Genomic DNA, 20,010 nt, shown 5'->3' with positions numbered 1-20,010 from the left:
ATTCAATCGATCCTGCAACGCTTGTGTTTTCTTCAAGGATAGACCAGTATTGCTTCAGAGGTGATTTCTGAATGTGGTGCGTATCTGTCTGGAAGGAACAATGATGGAATTCGATGTTGAGGAGGTGACTGCTTACTTACATCAGCACATTCCGGTAACCCGGGCTATGCAGTTCAGTGTATTACCTGTGACAGGTGGTTCACTGAAACTGAGCGCAAAACTAACTCCCAATCTGAACCACCAGGAAACTGCTTTCGGGGGCAGTATCGCAAGTCTGGGGATTCTGGCAGGCTGGACCTTGATTCATCTGCGGCTCAGAGGCGACCAGCAGAAATATAAAATCGTCATTCAGAAAAGTGAAATTGAGTTTTTGCGACCTGTCGAAGCCGACTTTACAGCAGAGTGCCCTTTTCCTGATGACGGCTTATGGACGCCATTTCATAGTAGTCTTCAGCGAAAACGGCGCGGAAGAATCACATTAGAATCGACAGTGAAAGTAAACGGTCAGGTTGCGGCAGTGATTAAGGGTACCTTTGTGGCGAAGCTATTCTGAATTCTTGTGGAGGACAGCTTACTCACCTTCAGTTTGATTTTGAGGTCCTGGTTCTGTGGCCTGTAGATTCGGTGTCGCAACCAGGGTTGACTGATTCTCGTAAAACAAATGAACGTCGCGCTGGGGGAAGGCAATTTCAATTCCAGCTTTGGCATATTGTTCATGGATCGATGTGTGGATTTGGTGAATCACAACCAGGCGCTTTTCCAGGTCCGGCAGATAAGCTCGCAGAGTCAGGTTCAAGGTACTGTCGCCGAAGGATTCAAAGGTGATACTTGGTAGCGGGTCTTCCAGGACCAGGGGATGATCCATAAGAATTTTCATGGCGATTTCAGAGGCATGATTCGTATCTGTTCCATATGCCACGCCCACGGTGATGGTAATGCGATTTACCGAATCAGTTAAAGTCCAGTTGAGTAGTTTGCCGGTAATGAAATCACGGTTCGGAACAATATATTCCTTGCGGTCCCAATTGGTAATTGTAGTGGCACGCATGCGAATCCGGGAGACAATTCCGGTGATGTCATCGACGGTGATGATATCGCCGACTCGGATCGGACGTTCTATCAACAGAATCAGGCCAGAAACAAAGTTAGCAAATATTTCCTGAAGTCCGAAACCAAGCCCGAAGGTTAGAGCGGTCGCCAGCCATTGCAATTTTGTCCAGCCAATCCCCATCGTCGAGAAGACGACAAATATTCCAATCAATGCGACAAAGTAGCGTGCAAGAGTGGTAATCGCATATTTGACAGAAGCGTCCAGAGGCAGTCGTTGCAGGACCAGAAACTCCAGTAGCCCGGGCGCATTGTTGGTGGCAACAATGGCAAACACAGCGAAGATCAATGCCATGCCCAGGTCCAGGTAGGTGACTGGTTCCAGCCGTTCCGTTATTTTGCCATTTGGAGTACCGTCAGCGTCTTCTCCTACGACCTGCACTGTGGTATCCCACACTTTATAGTCTACGGTATCCAGTCGATTAAAGGCCGGAAGTGTGTCACTCCAGATCCAGAATGCCCCAACCAGCAGAATCACCGTCATACTCGCATTGACCAGTTTTTTAATTTGAGCAGAAATCTTCGTGAGATCAGCCGGATTCTCCTCTTCGGTAGTTATTCCGGCAATATTTGTTTCTGAGCTGGAATCGAGTGATTCCTTACGGATCGTATCCAGTCGTTCCCGGTTCTGCTGATAACTGAGTTTACGGTGATGAATCAGAATCCAACGTAGTAAAATCGCTCTGAATAGAATCACGACCAGGAACAGCCAGAGTGTCAGAAAGATCAGATGGAACAGGCTCATGGCTGTAAAGTAAAAGCCAATCAACGCCAGGAAGATCAGTAAGCAGGGAAGAAACAGCGCCTGGAAATAGACTACATATTTCAGGCGGTCATACCAGACTTCATGGTTGTAATTCATGATGGACTGAAACAGTCCAGACCGCGGGTGAAATACACGTCGGGCAAAAATAGTGTAGACGACCAATAGCCCTATGAAGAACAATCGTTCCAGCAGATCCTGTGTGCGGTCTACTTCTTTTCCATGTAACAGCAGCGTAATGAACAGCAGTGGAATAGAGATCGGGATCACCCAGCGAATATTTTTGCGCACGTATAAAACGGTTTGTTTATACCAGCCAAAATGCGATTCACCGAGCCCGAGGGGACGGCAGATCTGCCTGATGAGTTCCCAGAAAAACAGTAGCCAGCCCACTTGGCGCAAACTGTAATCGACGGCTTTGACAAAGGGGGGGGCATCAGGATGACTGCCCACACGCCAGGCAATGAACCAGATGAAGCCAGGCCAGACAATTGCGATAAACAGTGTGAGGAACGCAACCCGGGCTGTGATTCCAAACTTGCGAAAACTGCTGCGGATGATTTCTTTATTGATAATGCGTAACTGCTGACGCACATTATAAGCCAGGTACAGCAGGCTGAGAAAACAGAAAAAAGCCGTGAAATAGATGACAGGATTCCCGAATACATCCTGTTTGACGGCGATAAATAATTGCTTCCAATGAGTGGGAGCAAAGAGCCACTTAATGGTATTGGAAGTTTCTTTGGCTTCTGAGATCGAGATCGGAGGCGAACTTTTAATCCAGAAGATCCGTTCCTGGATATAGTCGGAATATTTTTCCGTTTCTTTTACCAGTTGACCTTCAGTAGTGTAGATGTCGAGAAGTTTGGTGAAGTAGCTTTTATTACTGCGAATCAGTGTATCTAAGTATTCTTTTTGTTTACTGAGAGTTTCTTCGATGACATTTTTGAGATTGAGTTCTTCTTCTTCGGTCAGTTCACGCGGACTGTTATCACGGATTTCATCAAACTTTTCATCGACGGAGGGAAAATCAGCCCAGGCCTCATCCAACTCAAACTGATTTAAATTGACCTGATCAATCGTTTTACTGTATTTTTCGATATCCAGTTTTCGGTTTTCAATATCGGGCAGGTTGGCCTGCTGACTGCGGAGCATTAAGCCGATCGGTCCAGTCAGGCCAATCAATTCTTCTTTTGCCTTAGTCTGGTCAAACTGCTTTTTAAGGTCTTCGAGAATCTTAACCGTTTGCGAGTATTTTTTATCTGTTGACTCGATTTTTTTATTGAGAGCTACGATTTCTTCGGCATAGTTTTGATTTTTTTCCGCGAGTGGCTGCAGGAGTGGATTGGTTTCGAAAACCTGTCGTTTTGCTTCTTTCACCCGCATTGAAGCTTCACGATCACGCAGCTTTTTAATCTGAGCTTTGAGTGCATCTACCAGCTCTGACTGTTTTTTGACTTCAGCTTTCAAAAAATCCTGATTGGTGCGAGGAAATCCGATTGCTTCTTCCGCTTCATAAACAGTCAGTTCGCTCTTTAGAGCTGGCTTTTCGGCTTTCCGCATGTTTGAACGGGTAAAGAGCTCCATTCTTCTGGCATCTGTTACAGCCGCAGGTTCGTCGGCTGGAGCAGGCAGTTTCAGCTGTTTCTCCAGCTCACTAATTTTATCATCCAGTTCGGTCACCCGGGTTAACACCTCTTTCTGGCGATTCGACCGGCGTGCGATTTCTTCGTCCCAACTGGAAGCAGCGGCTTTGTCAGCTTCCAGCTTCGCTTCTTCCTGAACCAGTTGCTGCTCTAGTTGGGAGAGTGTCTGGTTCTCCGCAAATGAAGGAACCGGTTTTTTATTTAGATTCTCTATTTCTAATTTTTTCGCTTCCAGACGCTGCATCGCATTCTGAGCGAGCGTTGCGTTTCCTAGTGCGTCAGCCTGGAAATCCGCTGTTTTTTTCAGATTGACCAGTGATTGATTATATAAATCGAGAGCTTTCTTCTGGTTCTCTTCAGAAAGGTCTTTGACCTCCTTGAGTTGTTCTATCCGTTTTTGAACAGCATCGCTGGTGACGGTTGGCGTTTGCGTTGTAGAAGTGGCAGGCGCAGGCGTTGAGGGAGGGGGAGTTGGTATCGGTGAATTAGTCTGTGTCTGTCCATTAGCCTGTATGGTTAAAAACAGGACCAGAAGCAGACAGACGACAGGTAAGGAAAGTGTTCTCAGAGAATCAGTACGAGCAGGCATACGATATTATGTTTCTCAAATAGATTAAGCTGGCTTGGTAGTTTAGGAGTCTTTATCAAAATAAAGCGCAGCCCAGTTTAGTAGTTTCCAGTGGAATAGGGCAAGGTGGGATCAAAACTTCGAGAGGACTGGCTTAATCCAAGATGCGAATTACTGTCTTATGATAATCAGAGAGAAGAATTTGTCAGCCTGCTAAACAGCGGCTACTGACAGAAAATAGTGAGGATGTATCTGATAATCTGTCCTGTAGATCCGAAATTCCGCCCGATTGGCAGGTGAGACAGAATCTCTTGTCGAAGAAGTTAGGGGAGATCGAATAGAAATTACTTGACATAATTACTCTCTGGTCCGAATAATACAGTAACTAATTCTGCCACACAGATTTCCTGCCTGAATTCCTCCTGTGTAACTTCCTTCATTGGCTCTATTCCCGTGCAAATCACTTCCATTTTAAATTACGAAATGCAGTTACGCTGGACGACGCGCTGTCTGATTCGCGCCTGTCTGCTGCTTTCGTTGTGGAATCTGCCGTTCCCATGGGTTCATAACCATGAACTGGCTCTGGGAGCAGAACAGGGGGTCTGGCTGCCAACTCATCTGAAAGAGTATCACGGAATTCCCGAATCAGACGAACAGGGCTGGCATCTGCACTTTGTCTACTTTGGGATGGACAATTGTAATAATCCCCTGGAAAAGAAGTATCCGCCTCAGCACTATTTTATTGCAGGTGAATCTGCCAATTCGCTGCCTGCCTGTGCACGCCTTTCTGCAGATCAGTTACAACTTGCGACATCTGTGACGGTACCCGTGGATTGCTCTCTCCAGGAAAGTCAGCCCCAGCCGGTTCACCGGGATAGAGTAGCGGGGCTCCATTTCATGCAGGCTTTCCAGCAGCGATCCCTTCACGATCTGATCAGTATCTCTCTTTGCTGATTCTGTTTCTTTCTGAGTAAACGACGTCTCGTTTTAACAGCGGGATTATGCGCAGAAATCCTCTTACGATATTCTAAGCTCAGCATAATTCCTCTCTCATTTCCGTCGATTCGGGAGAAGAAACATGAAAATTCAGAATCAAATTATCCTGGCGATCATCATTCTTGCCGCAGCTATAGGCATTATATGGAAAGTATGGCCGCAGGCAGCGAGTGAGTCACAATCAACGCAAGTGGATCCATCAGAAAATAACGCCGATCAGGAGTTACAGCCTGTAGAGGTTTCTCTTTCCGATGAGAAGATGAAAGCGATTCGTTTAACCGTATCACCGGTGCAACGACAGAAACTGAATCAGGCCCGGGTTGTCCCCGGACGATTGCAATACGATGATCGTAAGCATGTCGCAGTCAAAGCACCGGCCGAGGGGGTACTGGTTGAAATCCGCGTCAAGCCCGGGGACATTGTTGAAGCAGGGGAGGTTCTGGCAGTTCTGAACAGTCGGGAAATTGGAACCGCGCGAGCTGATCTCCTGCAGCGGACAGCGGATTATCAACTGGTGCGTAAGCAGTATGACTGGAAATTATTGATTCAGAATAATGTACAGAAACTGGTTGACGCGCTGTTAAGTCATCAGGCTATGGAGGCTGTCGAGACTCAATTCGCTGACACTAAACTGGGGAGTTATCGTTCGCAGTTATTGCCGGCCTATACCCGGTATTTACTGGCCGTGATGATCAGTAAAAAATCGGCTCCCCTGGCAAAGTCGGGAGCAATCTCACAGCAGACAATTCAGATGCGAGAAGCTGATGTCCAGGAAACCAGAGCCGCGTTAAAGGCCTTATGTGAGCAGTCAATTTATGATGTCAAACTGGAACGGGATCAGGCATTCGCAGATCTGAATGACGCGGAACATCGTATGACGATCACGCGTCAGCATCTGGAATCTCTGGTGGGGTGTGGCGTTGATCTTAACAGTGCCGACTTAAAAGCAGCAGAGAAATTATCGCGACTGGAAATCATCGCTCCTTTTACCGGAACGATTGAGGAAAGAACTTTCAGTCAGTCAGAACGGGTGAATCGTGCCGATTCCCTGTTTACCCTGGCGCAGACTGACACCCTCTGGGTGGCTGCCGATATCCGAGAATCAGACTGGAACTCGATAGAGTTAAACAAAGGGCAAAACCTGACCGTGACTGTGAACGCAGTTCCCGGATCGACTTTTCCCGCACGATTACACTACCTGGGACGTCAGGTGTCGACAGCGACAAATTCAGTCCCATTAATCGCTGAAATCAAAAATCCAGACGGAATTCTCAGGCCGGGCATGTATGCTCAGGTACGAATTCCAGGTAAGCAGCACGCAGAAGTGATCGCAGTACCTGCGCGAGCGGTACTCGATGATGCGGCTCAGGAATTTGTGTTTGTCAAAGATTCGGACAGATCATTTCGACGCGTCGATATTCAGTCAGGGCTTAAAACAGAGGATTGGGTTGAAGTCCAACAGGGGCTCAAGGGGGGGGAGCAGGTCGTAGAAGACGGCGCTTTTACCTTGAAGTCCGAACTGCTGCTGGAAAGAGAAGAGTAGTTTTTCAGCAGGTCCATTTCTTCCTGTTTATCCGTATCCTCATGGAGTAAAGCTGATGCTCTCGCGATTGATTGAATTTTCTCTGGCAAACCGGTTTATTATTCTGGTCCTGACCTTTTTGATGGCAGCAGGTGGAGTTTATTCGGCGATTCACCTTCCCATCGATGCAGTACCAGACATGACCAACGTCCAGGTACAGGTGGTAACCGATGCCGGATTCCTTTCACCGGTGGAAGTGGAACGTTACGTGACTTACCCCGTGGAAACAATCATGGGGGGACTGCCTGCTGTGGAAGAAGTTCGCAGTGTGTCCAAGTTTGGTATCTCTGTGGTAACGATTGTCTTCGAGGAAGGCACCGATATTTACTGGGCGCGGCAACTGGTCACCGAGCGCATTACCATGGTTTCTGCTGACATACCACCGGGATATGGAACTCCTCAACTGGGACCGCTGGCTACTGCTCTGGGGGAGATTCTGCAGTTCGAAGTCCGCGGGAAAGATTACACTCCCATGCAGTTGCGTACGATGCTCGAATGGGAGATTGCTCCCAAAATGCGTGAAGTGCAGGGAGTTACTGAAATTAATACGCATGGCGGTTTCTACAAAACATTTGAAGTTCAGCCGAATCCGGATCGTCTCAACAGCTATGGGATTTCACTGGGAGATCTGTTTCAGCGGATTCAGGAAAACAACTCGATCGCCGGGGGAGGCTATGTTGTCCATAACCAAGAGCAGAGGTTTATTCGTGGTCAGGCTTTATTGAAAGATCAGCATGACATTGAAAATATCTTCGTGCGAAATGATAAAAACAGTACGCCCATTCTGGTTCGAGATGTTGCCGAAGTCAAAATTGCACCGATGACCAGGCAAGGCGCAGTGACCCGCGATGGTCGGGGTGAAGCCGTGACAGGGTTGGTGATGATGTTAATTGGCGAAAATTCACGCGAAGTGGTGACCGCCTCCAAGGCGCGCTTGAAAGAAATTGAGAAAACACTTCCCCCGGGAGTGACGCTGGAAATTACCTACGATCGTTCTTCGCTTATCAGTCGTACATTGCGGACTGTACTGACTAATCTGGTCGAAGGGGGCATCCTGGTGATTATTGTGTTACTCGTGATGCTGGGCAGTTTTCGTGCAGGACTGATCGTGGCATTGGCCATTCCGCTTTCAATGCTGTTTGCCACAAACCTGATGGCGGCCACAGGAATCACGGCCAGTCTGATGAGCCTGGGAGCCATTGACTTTGGACTCATTGTAGACAGCTCGGTGATCATGGTCGAAAACTGCATTCGCCGACTTTCCATGAATCAGTCGGGAAAATCGTATCTGGCTGTGATTCGCGATGCAGCAATTGAGGTTCGGAAGCCGACCATGTTTGGCGAACTGATTATTTCCGTTGTCTATTTACCTATTCTGGCGTTGCAGGGAACCGAAGGAAAACTGTTTCGTCCGATGGCATTGACCGTCCTGTTTGCTTTAGCCGGTTCACTGGTACTCTCATTGACGTTGATGCCGGCACTCGCTTCGCTGGCGCTCCCCAAAAAGATGTCGGAGAAAGAAATCTTTTTAATTCGCTGGGTAAAATGGATTTACCGGCCCCTGGTGAGTTGGACCATCCACCGGCCCTGGCTGACAGTCGGGATCGCATTTCTGGTCTTTATCATTAGCCTGCCAGTCGGCTGGAACCTGGGGGCAGAGTTTATGCCCCGTCTGGAAGAAGGAGATTTACTGGTAGAAGCCGTTCGCTTACCCTCTGCCACCATCGAAGGTTCGGTAGAGATGTCGACCCAGATTGAAAATGTGCTGATCAAGTACCCGGAGGTCGAAACAGTCTTCTCTAAGACCGGTCGTCCTGAAATCGCGAATGACGTGATGGGAGTGCATCAGACTGATGTCTGGGTAATTCTGAAACCTCAACCGGAATGGCCGCAACCTAAGACGCGTGATGAACTCATTGAGGAAATGTCGGCTGAATTGAACCAAAGTGTCCCCGGGGTCGCATTTGGTTTTACACAGCCGATTGAAATGCGAGTGGATGAACTGGTGGCAGGTGTGAAAGCCGATGTGGCCGTGTTGCTTTATGGTGACGAGCTGGAAGTTTTGAGTTCCAAAGGGAAAGAGATCGAACGTGTACTGAAAAAAGTTCCCGGTGCCGTTGATGTCAAAGCGGATATCCAGTCCAGCCTGCCGACGATTCGTATCGAACCAAAATGGGATGTACTCGCGCGGAATGGAATGGATGCCAAAAATGTGATGGATGTTGTTTCGTCATTGGGCGGGCATCAGGTCGGACTGATCTTTGAAGGGCGCGCGAGGTTTCCGATTATCGTCAGGATTCCACAGAGCTGGCGTGAGAAAATGAGTCTGCTTGAGCAATTGCCGGTTTCCAATTCCAATGGTACTCCGGTTCCTTTAAAGGAACTGGCTGAGATTACGTTTGAGGAGACTCCTCCCGCTGTGCAACATGAGTCGAATCGACGACGGACGTTTATTCAGGCCAATGTCAGAGGTCGTGACGTCGCCAGTTTTGTTGCCGATGCCAAGCAGGCAGTGCAGGACCATATCCAGTTACCCAATGGATATGAAATTCGCTGGGGTGGAGATTTTGAGAACCTGCAGTCTGCCAGCAAGCGTCTGGTGATCATTACTCCGATCGTGCTGTTGTTAATTTTTCTACTGTTACACACAACATTTCGGTCGGTACGTCTGGCATTGCTCATCTTTCTGGCAGTTCCCATGGCGGCCTCGGGAGGTGTGTTTGCACTGGCGTTGCGCGACATGCCTTTCAGTATTTCCGCTGGTGTGGGGTTCATTGCCTTGTTTGGAGTAGCGGTATTGAATGGCCTGGTCTGGGTCAGTGCTGCGGAGAATCTGCGCACCAAAGAACTGGTCCCCGTGTCTGATGCAACATTCCAGGCAGCCATGGCGCGATTACGGCCTGTGCTGATGACAGCGATGGTGGCCAGCCTGGGATTCCTGCCGATGGCACTCTCACATAGTGACGGTGCAGAAATGCAGCGACCGTTGGCCAGTGTGGTGATCGGAGGGCTGATTACTTCCACCCTGTTGACATCATTGGTCGTGCCGGCAATTTATCCCTGGTTTGCTCCTGAACTGAAAGAGGTTGAATTGAAGAATCTCGGTTCTCAGACACAGGATGATTTCTAAATCTAGATAGTTCGAATATTTTATGGGGCCATCAATTCAATATGAGTATCTACCGTAAGCACTAAGGTATTGCGTATTGAGAGAAAAGTATTTGACTGATTGTAAGGCTGTTGTTATTCTGGTGTGACGCGTTACGTATATGTGACATGGTCCTGCCGTCGGAGGAAGAATGAAAGCAGCAACCACGAGTGTGCCTGCCTTGGAGCGTGGCCTGGATGTTCTGGAACTTCTGAGCCAGGTCCCTGAAGGTCTGGGGATCAGTGAACTCGCCACACGACTCGTTCTCAATAAGAATGCTGTCTTTCGGATTACTCATACACTGATGGCTCGCAATTATCTGGAACGTGATCCACTAACAAAACGTTTTCGGTTGTCGACGAAGTTTCTGACCCTTGGTTTGCCACAGATTGGGGATGTGAGTCTGGTCGAAGCAGCCTTGCCCGTGATGAGAGCCTTGCGAGACGAGACCCGGGAAACGGTACAACTCGGTCTACGCGTCAGGGATGAAGGCATCATCATCGAGCAGGTAAGCGGCCTGCATCCTTTACGGATCGCCGTCGATATCGGATTACGCTTTCCTCTGCATAATAATGCTCCCGGAAAAATATTATTGGCCTGGCAAAGCACATCTGACCTCAAAGAAACGATTGAACGAATTCCCTTAACGCAAGATACTACGCGAACCATCACAGATCCGAAATCATTGCGTCAGGAATGTGAGCAGGTTCGCGAGCGAGGTTATGCGACTGATTATGCAGAAGCGGACGAAGGGATCCACTGCATTTCTGCACCTGTTCTCGGGCAGGATACACAACTGATCGCCGTCCTCTGGGTTTCTGCTCCTTCGAAACGACTGCCAAAAGGCATGTTCTCAAGTGTCGGGAAACAGGTCATGCTAAGCGCAGATGAGATTTCCAGGAGGCTTTTCTAATGAAAGACATCCTCGCCTTATGCATGTTCTTAAGCCTGTTGATGCCAGTTTCCAGTAGCTTTGCCGACGAGAAAACATTTTTTCGTGACTCGGTTGAACCCATACTGAGCAAACACTGTTATGACTGTCATTCACATTCTGCCGGTCTCATGGAGGGAGGGCTTACCCTGGACTGGCAGAGTGGCTGGAAAACCGGAGGCACGCGAGGTCCTGCAGTCATCCCCGGTCAACCTGACCAAAGCCTTTTAATCAAAGTGATTCAACACACAGACCCGGAATTGCAGATGCCAGAGGCAAAAATGTCGCAGGTTGAGATTGCGATATTGGTACGCTGGGTCAGGCAGGGGGCCGTGGATCCCCGTAATACAAAGCCGGTCAGCAAGAATGCCGATGCGACCGACTGGTGGTCGTTGGAGCCACTTCAGCGTCCGGACGTGCCAGCAATGCAGGCAGGCAATTCAATTGATGCCTTTATCCAGGCACGCCTGAAGACGGAAGGAATGACTGCATCCCCACCCGCAGATCGCCGTACATTGATTCGACGATTGACCTTTGATTTGCATGGCTTACAACCCACCCTCGCAGATGTGACAGCTTTTGAGAATGACTCAGCCCCCGATGCCTACTCCCGCCTGGTGGATCGCTTGCTGGATTCTCCCCACTACGGAGAACGCTGGGCACGCCACTGGCTCGATACCGTTCACTTTGCAGATTCGCACGGCTTCGAACATGATGTCTTCCGACCGCATGCCTGGAGATATCGTGATTATGTTATCCAACGTTTGAATGCAGATGTTCCCTGGTCACAATTGATCCGAGAGCAACTTGCCGTTGATTATTTCTTTCCCGAGCAAACAGAATTAAAGCCGGCCCTCGGGTTCCTGGGGGCAGGCCCTTATGACCAGAGCGCTGCTGCGACGGCTCCGAAATCATTTGAGTATCTGGACCGCGACGATCTGGTGACGCAGACCATGGGAGCCTTTGCCAGTACTACCGCCAACTGCGCGCGATGTCATACTCATAAATTCGACCCCATCACCCAGACAGATTATTTTGCGCTCCAGGCCGTTTTTGCGGGGATCGGGAAGGGAGATGTCTCGTTTGACGCCGACCAAAAAACAGCATCACAGCGCTCCCATTGGGAAGCATTGAAGACGGCAGCGTTGAATCAAAATGCCGAAGTATTATTGTCACCCGAAAATCAAAAACTCGTCGCGGAGTGGGAGCAGTCCCGCGGTCCTTTACCGCGCTGGGAAACATTACAATCAGAAACTTTCGTTTCAACGCAAGGTGCCAACTTAAAACGATTACCCGATGGTTCTATCCTGTCCGCAGCAGGACCTCCTGAACAGGAGACCGTTGTTGTGACCGGGAGCACGAAGCTTTCAACGGTTACTGCAGTACGACTGGATCTATTGACAGATGATGCGCTTCCCCACAAAGGACCTGGCAGAGCCCATAACGGCAATCTGCATCTGAGCGAATTCGAACTGCAGTTCTTTCCAGCTAATGCGACAACTGGTACAGTCATTCCGATTCGACGGGCGACCGCTGATTTCAATCAGGAAGGCTGGACGATTCAGCATGCCCTTGATGGGGATCTGAAAACCGCCTGGGGCATTTATCCCCAGGTCAGCGTCGGACATTATGCCGTGTTCGAGTTGGAAAGTCCGCTGGTAATTGAACCTGGTATCAAGTTGGTAGTCACATTAAAACAGTTACATGGCGGCGCTCATATTATTGGTCGTTTTAAACTGTCCGTGACCGATGCCTCGAAGCTGGATGGGGTTGCACTCCCCGCTGAAGCGGAAACGGTACTCACGATTCCTCAAGCACAGAGAACACCCGCGCAACAGCTGATTCTGGCTCCCATCATTCTGAAGCATCAGGCAGAACAGAAATTAAAGCAGCTTCCCCCTCAAGTCAAAGTCTACGCAGCCGCAGCGGAGGCTGCTAATGAACGTGGAGTGGTAAAGTATCCGCAGCCTCGCGAAATTCATCTGCTGGCGCGAGGCGATCTCGAAAAACCACGGGAAGTTGTTCCTCCCGGAACCTTGAGTGTATTGTCGCCGCTACCAGGTCGGTTTGATTTACCCGCTTCGCATCATGAGTCTGCGCGACGGGCTGCCCTGGCAGACTGGCTGGCAGATACCAGGAATCCATTGACCTGGCGGAGTATCGCCAATCGAGTCTGGCACTATCATTTTGGGACAGGGCTTTGTGATACACCGAATGATTTCGGTCGTATGGGAGGATCACCATCACATCCAGAGTTGCTGGACTGGCTGGCCTGTGAATTACGGGACGGGAATGGATCACTGAAGCACCTGCATCGTCTCATCTGTAACAGTCAGACGTATCAGCAGACATCTGCTTCCCGACCTGAACTGGTAAAAGTGGATCCGGATAATCGGCTCTTAGCCCGGTTGTCACGACGTCGGCTCGATGCAGACAGCTTTCGAGATTCCGTTCTGCTTGTCAGCGGTGAACTTGATCTGAAACGAGGCGGTCCCGGAGATTCCCATTTCACAACCACGCCTGGTCCGCAGGTAACACCAGTATTGCATTATGATCAGTTTGATTTGAATCGCCCTGATGCACACCGGCGAAGTATCTATCGAGTCGTCTGGCGAGGAATCCCCGATCCTCTGATGGATGCTCTGGATTTTCCAGATCTGGGACTGCTGGCTCCAACACGCGGTTTTTCTGCTTCCCCCTTACAGTCGCTGGTGTTGTTAAACAATCGATTTGTTTTACACTTCGCTCAGAAAATGGCCGAACGGGCAGTGAACTCGGAAACCAGACGACCTGATCAAATCAGGCAAATCGTCCTCTGGACCTGGCTGCGTGAGCCAACTGCAGATGAATTAAACCAACTGACAGAGCTGGCGAATCAGCACGGTCTGGAATCCGTCTGTCGGCTGGTCCTGAACAGTAATGAATTTCTTTTTGTCGAGTAAGGAAAGGCAACCTGCTGATGCACAACCCTCTCACCAGACGAGAATTGCTTTCCTGCTCGGGCAACAGTTTTGGCGCAGCCGTTCTGGCCTGCTGGCTCGGAAGTGAATCATCTGAAGCTGCTAAACCGGACTTGAATGGTGGGCTGCATCATCGGGCAAAAGTAAAACGGGTCATTCAACTGTTCATGAACGGTGGTGCCAGTCCCATGGATACGTTCGACTTTAAGCCGGAGTTAAAGCGCCTGCATGGACAGAATCTGGGCCCGAAGGAAAAACCGGAAGGCTTCACGGGAGCAGTCGGCTCGGTGATGAAAAGTCCGTTCGAGTTTAAGCAATACGGAGAAACAGGACGCTGGGTCAGTTCCGTCTTTCCACATCAGGCTCAGATTGTCGATGAGCTGGCATTCCTGATGGCCATGACCACCAAAACGAACGTGCACGGACCGGCGAGTTACATGATGAATACCGGTTTCATGCTGCCGGGCTTTCCCTGTCTGGGGGCCTGGGTCTCTTATGGGCTGGGAAATCTCGCTGACAATCTTCCCACATTTGTAGTACTCCCCGACAGCCGCGGTCTTCCTTATAATCAGAAAGCCAATTTCAGTTGTGGGTTTCTGCCTGCGAAGCATCAGGGAACTCTGGTGAATGCCGCCAGTCAGACTCCGATTCCGGATCTGTTTGCCGACACACAATACAAATTCGCCCGCGGTTCTGCAGATCAGGATACGGTCGCATTGCTGCAGCAGTTGAATCGACAACATGCAGCAATCCGTCCGGAAGATTCCCGTCTGGAAGCTCGTATCGCGGCCGGGGAACTCGCAGCAAAAATGCAACTGAGTGCGCCGGAAGCGTTCGATCTGACTCGCGAAACCAAAGAAACTCATTCCGCCTACGGACTCGATCAAAAAGAAACCGAAGACTTTGGCAGACGCTGTCTGCTGGGAAGACGTCTGCTCGAGCGGGGGACTCGCTTTGTGCAGGTCTGGAGCGGCCCGCAGGGCGCGGTCAATAACTGGGACAATCATGGCAATATTCAAACCGAATTACCCCCCATTGCCAAAAGTGTCGACCAGCCGATCGCAGCCCTGTTTCGAGATTTGAAATCTCGGGGTAAGCTGGATGATACGCTGGTCATCTGGACGACCGAGTTCGGCCGCACTCCCTTTGCGCAGGGAAGCCTGGGCCGCGATCATAACCGGGGAACCTTCGTGACCTGGTTGGCAGGAGCAGGAGTGAAAGCAGGTGCCAGCTACGGAAAAAGCGATGATCTGGGGTATCAGACAGCGGAAGGGAAGACGTACTGTTACGACCTGCACGCCACGATACTGCATCTGCTGGGGATCGATCACAAACAGTTAACCTTCCGCACCGCTGGTATCGACCGCCGTCTGACAGATGTGCACGGACACGTGGTGCAGGAGATTCTGAGTTAATCTCAGTCATTTCTTGCTCTCACGTTTTCCAACATGTTATCATAAATATCTTCTCTCAGGGCGCGCTGTCCCTGGATGCTTGAATTCCAGTTCGCTTCTTAAAGGAATCTGAACCGTGCCGTTGAACAGACGTGACTTCGTACAGGCGATGCTGGGAAGCTCGATGGCTCTGACACTTTCCTACACGCAGTCCAGGAAAACTTCCGCTGAAACGGAAAGTGTCGGCGATGTTTCAATTCCTGAGACTATCGCTGGAGAAGATCTGTTCTTCTATATCAATCGCATGCGTGGCACTTTTGATCCAGTCCTGTATCGCCAGCTTCTCGGCGCGGCAAATGAGTTCAAAGAGGGAGATCAAATGATCGGCGTGGCTGCCGCGGATCAACCCTCGCGGCTGCATGCCAGGTCGCTTCTGGCAAATACACACATCAAAGATATTGACGCCCATCCGGTCTATCAGGATAAATTGACAGAATATATCACCCCGGACAAAGTAATCTCACCTCCTTCCCATTCAGTTAAAACTGTGGGTGATTTGAAACAGTTTCTGCTGACCGAAAACGAAGCAACGATCAAACAGATCTCAGAGCAGCTTTCCAGCGACGTCATTGGCTGCGTTGTCAAACTGATGAATCAGCAGGAACTGATTGCCGTCGGCGCCAAAATCTTCAATCCACTTCCCGACAGCCGGATTGGAGCGAAGGGCTATCTGGGCGCCCGCATTCAACCGAATTCTCCGACTGACAATCCGGATGACATCTTCTGGCAGGTGCTGGATGGCTGGTCGTATGCAGTAGGCGATGTCGTCTTGGGGACGAATCCGGTTTCCAGTGAACCTGAATCGGTAGCTGCGATTGAATTGGTACTCCGCGATCTGCTGGTGACCTTTGGAATCGAGAAGGTTCTGCCATACTGTGTGCTTTCGCATATCGATGTCCAGGCCGAAGTCGAACGCCGCAATCCCGACTGTACTGCGCTCTGGTTTCAAAGTATCGCCGGCAGCGATGCCGCAAATCAGACCTTCGATATCGATCTGAAGAAGATGCGCGACTATGCCCGCTCGCGCACCGGGCAGTATGCTTTGTACTTTGAAACCGGGCAGGGGGCCGACTTCACTAACGGTCACAGTCATGGCTTTGATATGGTGTTACATGAGTCCCGCAAATATGGGTTCGCTCGATCACTGACTCGGGAAGTCGCGACCGCGCAGCAGAAGAGTGGCCAGCAACCTGCTCCCTGGGTGCACCTGAATGATGTTGCCGGCTTTATCGGCCCCGAAGTCTTCCGCACGCGGGATCAACTCGTGCGCTGTTGCCTGGAAGACATCGTCATGGGCAAACTGCATGGCTTGACCATCGGCCTGGATGTCTGTTCGACACTGCATATGGACGTCTCTCTCGATGATCTCGACTGGTGCCTCGATCAGATTATGCCAGCCAACCCGGCCTATCTGATGGCTCTGCCGACCAAGATTGATCCTATGCTCGGTTACCTTACTACAGGATTTCAGGATCATGTCAGAATTCGCGAGAAGTTCGGCTACCGTGTCAATGATGCCATGTGGTCTTTCTTCCAGGAACTGAATGTCATCGACGAGCAGGGCAAGCCGACCGGGAACTTTGGGAATCCGTTGCACGTGTATCTGCAGTATCGACGAAAAAAAGGGGATACCCGCGGTGAAGACGTCATCCTGAATGAAGGTCGCAGACAGATGAACGAAGTCCGCAGTCGTGGTCTGTTTCTGGCGGAAGGTTTTGGGAAAACTGAAGGAGAACTGGAGCCGGCGTTGAAGATACAGATCGATCAGATTTACGATGATGCCAAACAGAGCATCTGGGCTGAACTGACTCCGGCGTTTGTCGCCAGCGTCCCCGAAGTACTTCCCGTGGAAACGAATTCCAGCGATCGGTTGGAGTACATTCTCCACCCCACAACCGGAGAGCAGCTTTCGAAAACATCTGTCAAATCGATTCAGCAATTACGCGAATCCTATCTCGATCAATATAACGTGCAGATTGTGATCTCCGATGGACTCAATGCCCTGTCCATCATGCAGGAAGGACATCTCGATCCCTTCCTCAGTCAGCTCAGACAGGAGTTAATATCCGCGGAGTTCTCTCCAGCCGACCGGAATATTATCGTGAGATCAGGCCGCGTCCGCGCGGGGTACCAGGTAGGTGAGCTACTGTTCGGGGGATTGACTGGTAATCGAGCCATCCTGCATATCATCGGCGAACGACCGGGAACCGGGCACCGGACCTTTTCCGTTTATATGACCTCCCCCAACGGATCACTCTGGGGAAAAGCAGGTCAGGTCGATCATAATATCACCCGCGTCGTTTCCGGAATCGCCGCCACGGCACTCAAGCCGGAAACTGCTGCCCGGGACACCGTTCGCATCCTGCAACAGATGAATGCCGGTTGAAGAAGCATCGCATCACTTACTGCTGAAAAGTCTTGAATGCAGCGGGTTTGTGACTGTTGAAAATACGAATTGCATGAAATGATGATTTTTCTTACAGTTCGGTGTCATCAGGTGCATTCACAGCCTCTTTAACTCGATGTCCTCACACAGTTTCTGCCCGGCGGAGCATGGACGATCACGAAGGCGGTAGCGGAACATGTCTTACTCAGACTATACATTTCAGGATAAAAATCCAGTGAAACGCTGGCTGCAGCAGCGGCGCATGGTCTCCGCCACCAGGCTCGGACAGCAGACTCGGCAACCCGCTGTCATCTGTGATTATGGCGCCGGAAATGGCGAACTCTGTAAACAGCTTGCTGAGCAGATACCTGAGGCAAAATATATCTGCTATGAACCTTCTCCCGCCTTTTTCGAAGAAGCAAAAGAAAATCTGAAAATGGTTCCCCACACGGAATTCTTTCAGGACATCAATCAGGTTCCCCGGGGAACTGTTGATCTGCTCTTTTGTCTGGAAGTGTTCGAGCATCTCCCGGAAAAAGAGACTCACGACGCGCTGCAGACGATCTCCGGTTTATTGAAGCCGGGCGGTGAAGTTGTCATCGGGGTTCCTGTCGAAGTCGGAATTCCCGCGCTCTATAAAGGCATCTTTCGCATGACCCGTCGCTTCGGTGCCTATGATGCGAATCCGAAAAACGTTTTTCTGTCTTTTATTGGCAGTCCTCCTCAAGATCGTCCTCACGGAGAAATTGAACCCGGTTTCGGATATCATTTTCCCCACACCGGTTTCGATTATCGCGAGTTCTCTAAAACGCTGGCAGGTTACTTTGATCTGAAGAAAGTCTCCACCAGCCCGTTCCACGCTCCCGGAACACTCTTCATGCCGGAAGTCTACTTTTCATTAGCGAAGGCCGATAATGCAGCAGCATAAATCCCTGCAGAATCTGATGACTGTCGGTTTACTTCTCCTCGCTGGGGCATCTGCAGTCGCAGCAGAACCCGCGCCCGAAGAAGACTATCAGGCTTTGGAAGGGAAGTGGATGCGCAGCATTCACGATTCCAAACTCGGCCCGCTTCGCGTTGAAAATGAGATGAAATCGAATATCTCAAACATCAGGATTTATGATCGCAGCGGGAATATAACATATTTTCATCGTGTCAAATATCGCCTGCAGCGCGTGGAAGATATGAAGCTGCTGGTCTACTACGATCTGGAAGTTCTGGAAGGGCCGAAAAAAGGACTCAAACAGAACACTCTCCAACCCTGTATCTATCGGCTTCGCGGCGATCAACTGGTGGTCGCCGAAGGAATGATCGAAGGCGACAAATTTCCTTCGCTGATCCTCGTCTGGTGGAAGGTCAAACCTGCCGAACCCGAACCCGGCATTTGAAAGATTCTCGCGATATTACTGAAAGCCGTTAATCACCGCCGCCAGTCGCCAGCCGGACTGAGCCGCCCGTTTGACAGCGATCGCGCCCGCTGATCGATAGTATTCAGCGGGCAAGGCTGTGAGTTTGATGAATTCATTCTGAGGCGCATCATTCTGTTTCACTGCGTCCAAAATCAACTGAGTGTAGCCGGCACTTTTAGCCAGTGCGTGACTCTCATCGATCCAGGCAGCGTAATTCAGATTCTTTGTCGCCTGTTCGCCCAACTGCTTTAACGCCGGATCGCGGGCCAGCCCGACCGCCTGACTCACAATTTCCGAATCCTTGAAACTGTTCCCCAGCAAACCATCCCACTGCGCATGCAGATTCGATTTGCCAATGCGAATACTGTTCCCCCCGCGGTCTCCTTCGGGAAAGGAGCCTTTGCTGAACAAAGCAGACGAATGCAGGGGTTGATGGCTGTCCCCCGTCAGGTGCATGATCCAGCAGAGCGCCAGCGCTTTGTCCGCCGGGCTGACAGCAGGGGCTGTCATTTGCGCGACGTTATACTCCAGCGCCTGCAGAATATTGAACTGCAGCGGGTCATCTCCTGGCCTGATCGACTTGGCGGTGTTCACAGGCAGATTTGAACTCAATGCCTGTTCGGAAGCTGTGTCCAGGTAGATCGGCTGATTGATGTAATGCCAGGTTCCGTGATGATATTTCTCACGATCCGCATCTTTAAAACTGCGAACGATATCCGGCCAGGTCGCCGCCCGCATGAACAGCCAGCGATCCTGAACCGCAGGGTTCGCCTTCCGGATCACCTCCGGCATTCGTGACTGGAAATCCTGTTCAAACCGGGGATGCTGTTTCAGCAATGCAATCATCGCCGCCTGCGTTTCCGGCGTTAGTTGATCCCAGGCAATCGAAGCAATCACCCGATGCCCGGCGTAATTCCAGGCCTGAGTTGACTCTGGTGTCAGCAAAAACAACACGAGGAAAACAAACAGGAGAGAGAAGCGTTTCACAGTCAGACCTCAATTCAGCAGAATGTATGCAACAGACAAAGATCAGAACCAATTGTGCTCAAGTGCGCGGCTG

The 20,010-nt window shown here is 50.4% G+C and carries 12 protein-coding genes; 10 read left to right on the top strand and 2 right to left on the bottom strand.

Going from position 1 to position 20,010, the window contains the following annotated elements; genetic code table 11:
* Nucleotides 1–100: 100 nt before the first annotated feature.
* On the top strand, nt 101–553 hold the full coding sequence (locus ACN0YH_RS02575) for a YiiD C-terminal domain-containing protein (RefSeq protein WP_417377978.1): 453 nt from the start codon (nt 101–103) through the stop codon (nt 551–553).
* Nucleotides 554–571: 18 nt separating this feature from the next.
* Here the strand turns inward: ACN0YH_RS02575 and ACN0YH_RS02570 are convergent, their stop codons facing one another.
* Nucleotides 572–4,105 carry a mechanosensitive ion channel domain-containing protein gene (locus tag ACN0YH_RS02570; protein WP_417377977.1) on the bottom strand — a complete coding sequence of 1,178 codons (3,534 nt, stop codon included), beginning with the start codon at nt 4,103–4,105 and terminating at the stop codon, nt 572–574.
* A gap of 432 nt (nt 4,106–4,537) precedes the next feature.
* On the opposite strand from ACN0YH_RS02570, the gene ACN0YH_RS02565 reads away from it, so the two are divergent.
* The 9 genes from ACN0YH_RS02565 (at nt 4,538) to ACN0YH_RS02525 (ending at nt 18,929) form a co-directional block, all read left to right on the top strand.
* Entirely contained in the window at nt 4,538–5,038 is a 501-nt protein-coding gene (locus ACN0YH_RS02565) for a hypothetical protein (RefSeq protein WP_417377976.1), read from the top strand.
* A gap of 124 nt (nt 5,039–5,162) precedes the next feature.
* Complete coding sequence (locus tag ACN0YH_RS02560) at nt 5,163–6,623, top strand: efflux RND transporter periplasmic adaptor subunit (protein ID WP_417377975.1); 1,461 nt, start codon at nt 5,163–5,165, stop codon at nt 6,621–6,623.
* Nucleotides 6,624–6,678: 55 nt separating this feature from the next.
* Entirely contained in the window at nt 6,679–9,792 is a 3,114-nt protein-coding gene (locus ACN0YH_RS02555) for an efflux RND transporter permease subunit (protein WP_417377974.1), read from the top strand.
* A gap of 169 nt (nt 9,793–9,961) precedes the next feature.
* Nucleotides 9,962–10,723 carry an IclR family transcriptional regulator gene (locus ACN0YH_RS02550; RefSeq protein ID WP_417377973.1) on the top strand — a complete coding sequence of 254 codons (762 nt, stop codon included), beginning with the start codon at nt 9,962–9,964 and terminating at the stop codon, nt 10,721–10,723.
* The gene (locus tag ACN0YH_RS02545) at nt 10,723–13,683 is read left to right on the top strand and encodes a PSD1 and planctomycete cytochrome C domain-containing protein (protein WP_417377972.1); all 2,961 of its coding nucleotides are present in this window, start codon (nt 10,723–10,725) and stop codon (nt 13,681–13,683) included. The genes ACN0YH_RS02550 and ACN0YH_RS02545 overlap by 1 nt, the downstream gene beginning before the upstream one ends.
* 17 nt (nt 13,684–13,700) lie before the next feature.
* On the top strand, nt 13,701–15,116 hold the full coding sequence (locus tag ACN0YH_RS02540; RefSeq protein ID WP_417377971.1) for a DUF1501 domain-containing protein: 1,416 nt from the start codon (nt 13,701–13,703) through the stop codon (nt 15,114–15,116).
* 148 nt (nt 15,117–15,264) lie between these two features.
* Nucleotides 15,265–17,541, top strand: a complete 2,277-nt coding sequence (gene eutB, locus ACN0YH_RS02535; RefSeq protein WP_417378212.1) for an ethanolamine ammonia-lyase subunit EutB — start codon at nt 15,265–15,267, stop codon at nt 17,539–17,541.
* Between the two features lie 196 nt (nt 17,542–17,737).
* On the top strand, nt 17,738–18,469 hold the full coding sequence (locus ACN0YH_RS02530) for a class I SAM-dependent methyltransferase (RefSeq protein ID WP_417377970.1): 732 nt from the start codon (nt 17,738–17,740) through the stop codon (nt 18,467–18,469).
* Complete coding sequence (locus ACN0YH_RS02525; protein ID WP_417377969.1) at nt 18,456–18,929, top strand: hypothetical protein; 474 nt, start codon at nt 18,456–18,458, stop codon at nt 18,927–18,929. The genes ACN0YH_RS02530 and ACN0YH_RS02525 overlap by 14 nt, the downstream gene beginning before the upstream one ends.
* A gap of 15 nt (nt 18,930–18,944) precedes the next feature.
* On the opposite strand, the gene ACN0YH_RS02520 is transcribed toward ACN0YH_RS02525, so the two are convergent.
* Nucleotides 18,945–19,937: a S1/P1 nuclease gene (locus ACN0YH_RS02520; protein WP_417377968.1), complete on the bottom strand. Its 993-nt coding sequence runs from the start codon at nt 19,935–19,937 to the stop codon at nt 18,945–18,947.
* Between the last annotated feature and the right edge of the window lie 73 nt (nt 19,938–20,010).

The organism is Gimesia sp. (assembly GCF_048262075.1).
GTDB lineage: Bacteria > Planctomycetota > Planctomycetia > Planctomycetales > Planctomycetaceae > Gimesia.
This window is presented reverse-complemented; position numbering and strand designations above follow the sequence as displayed.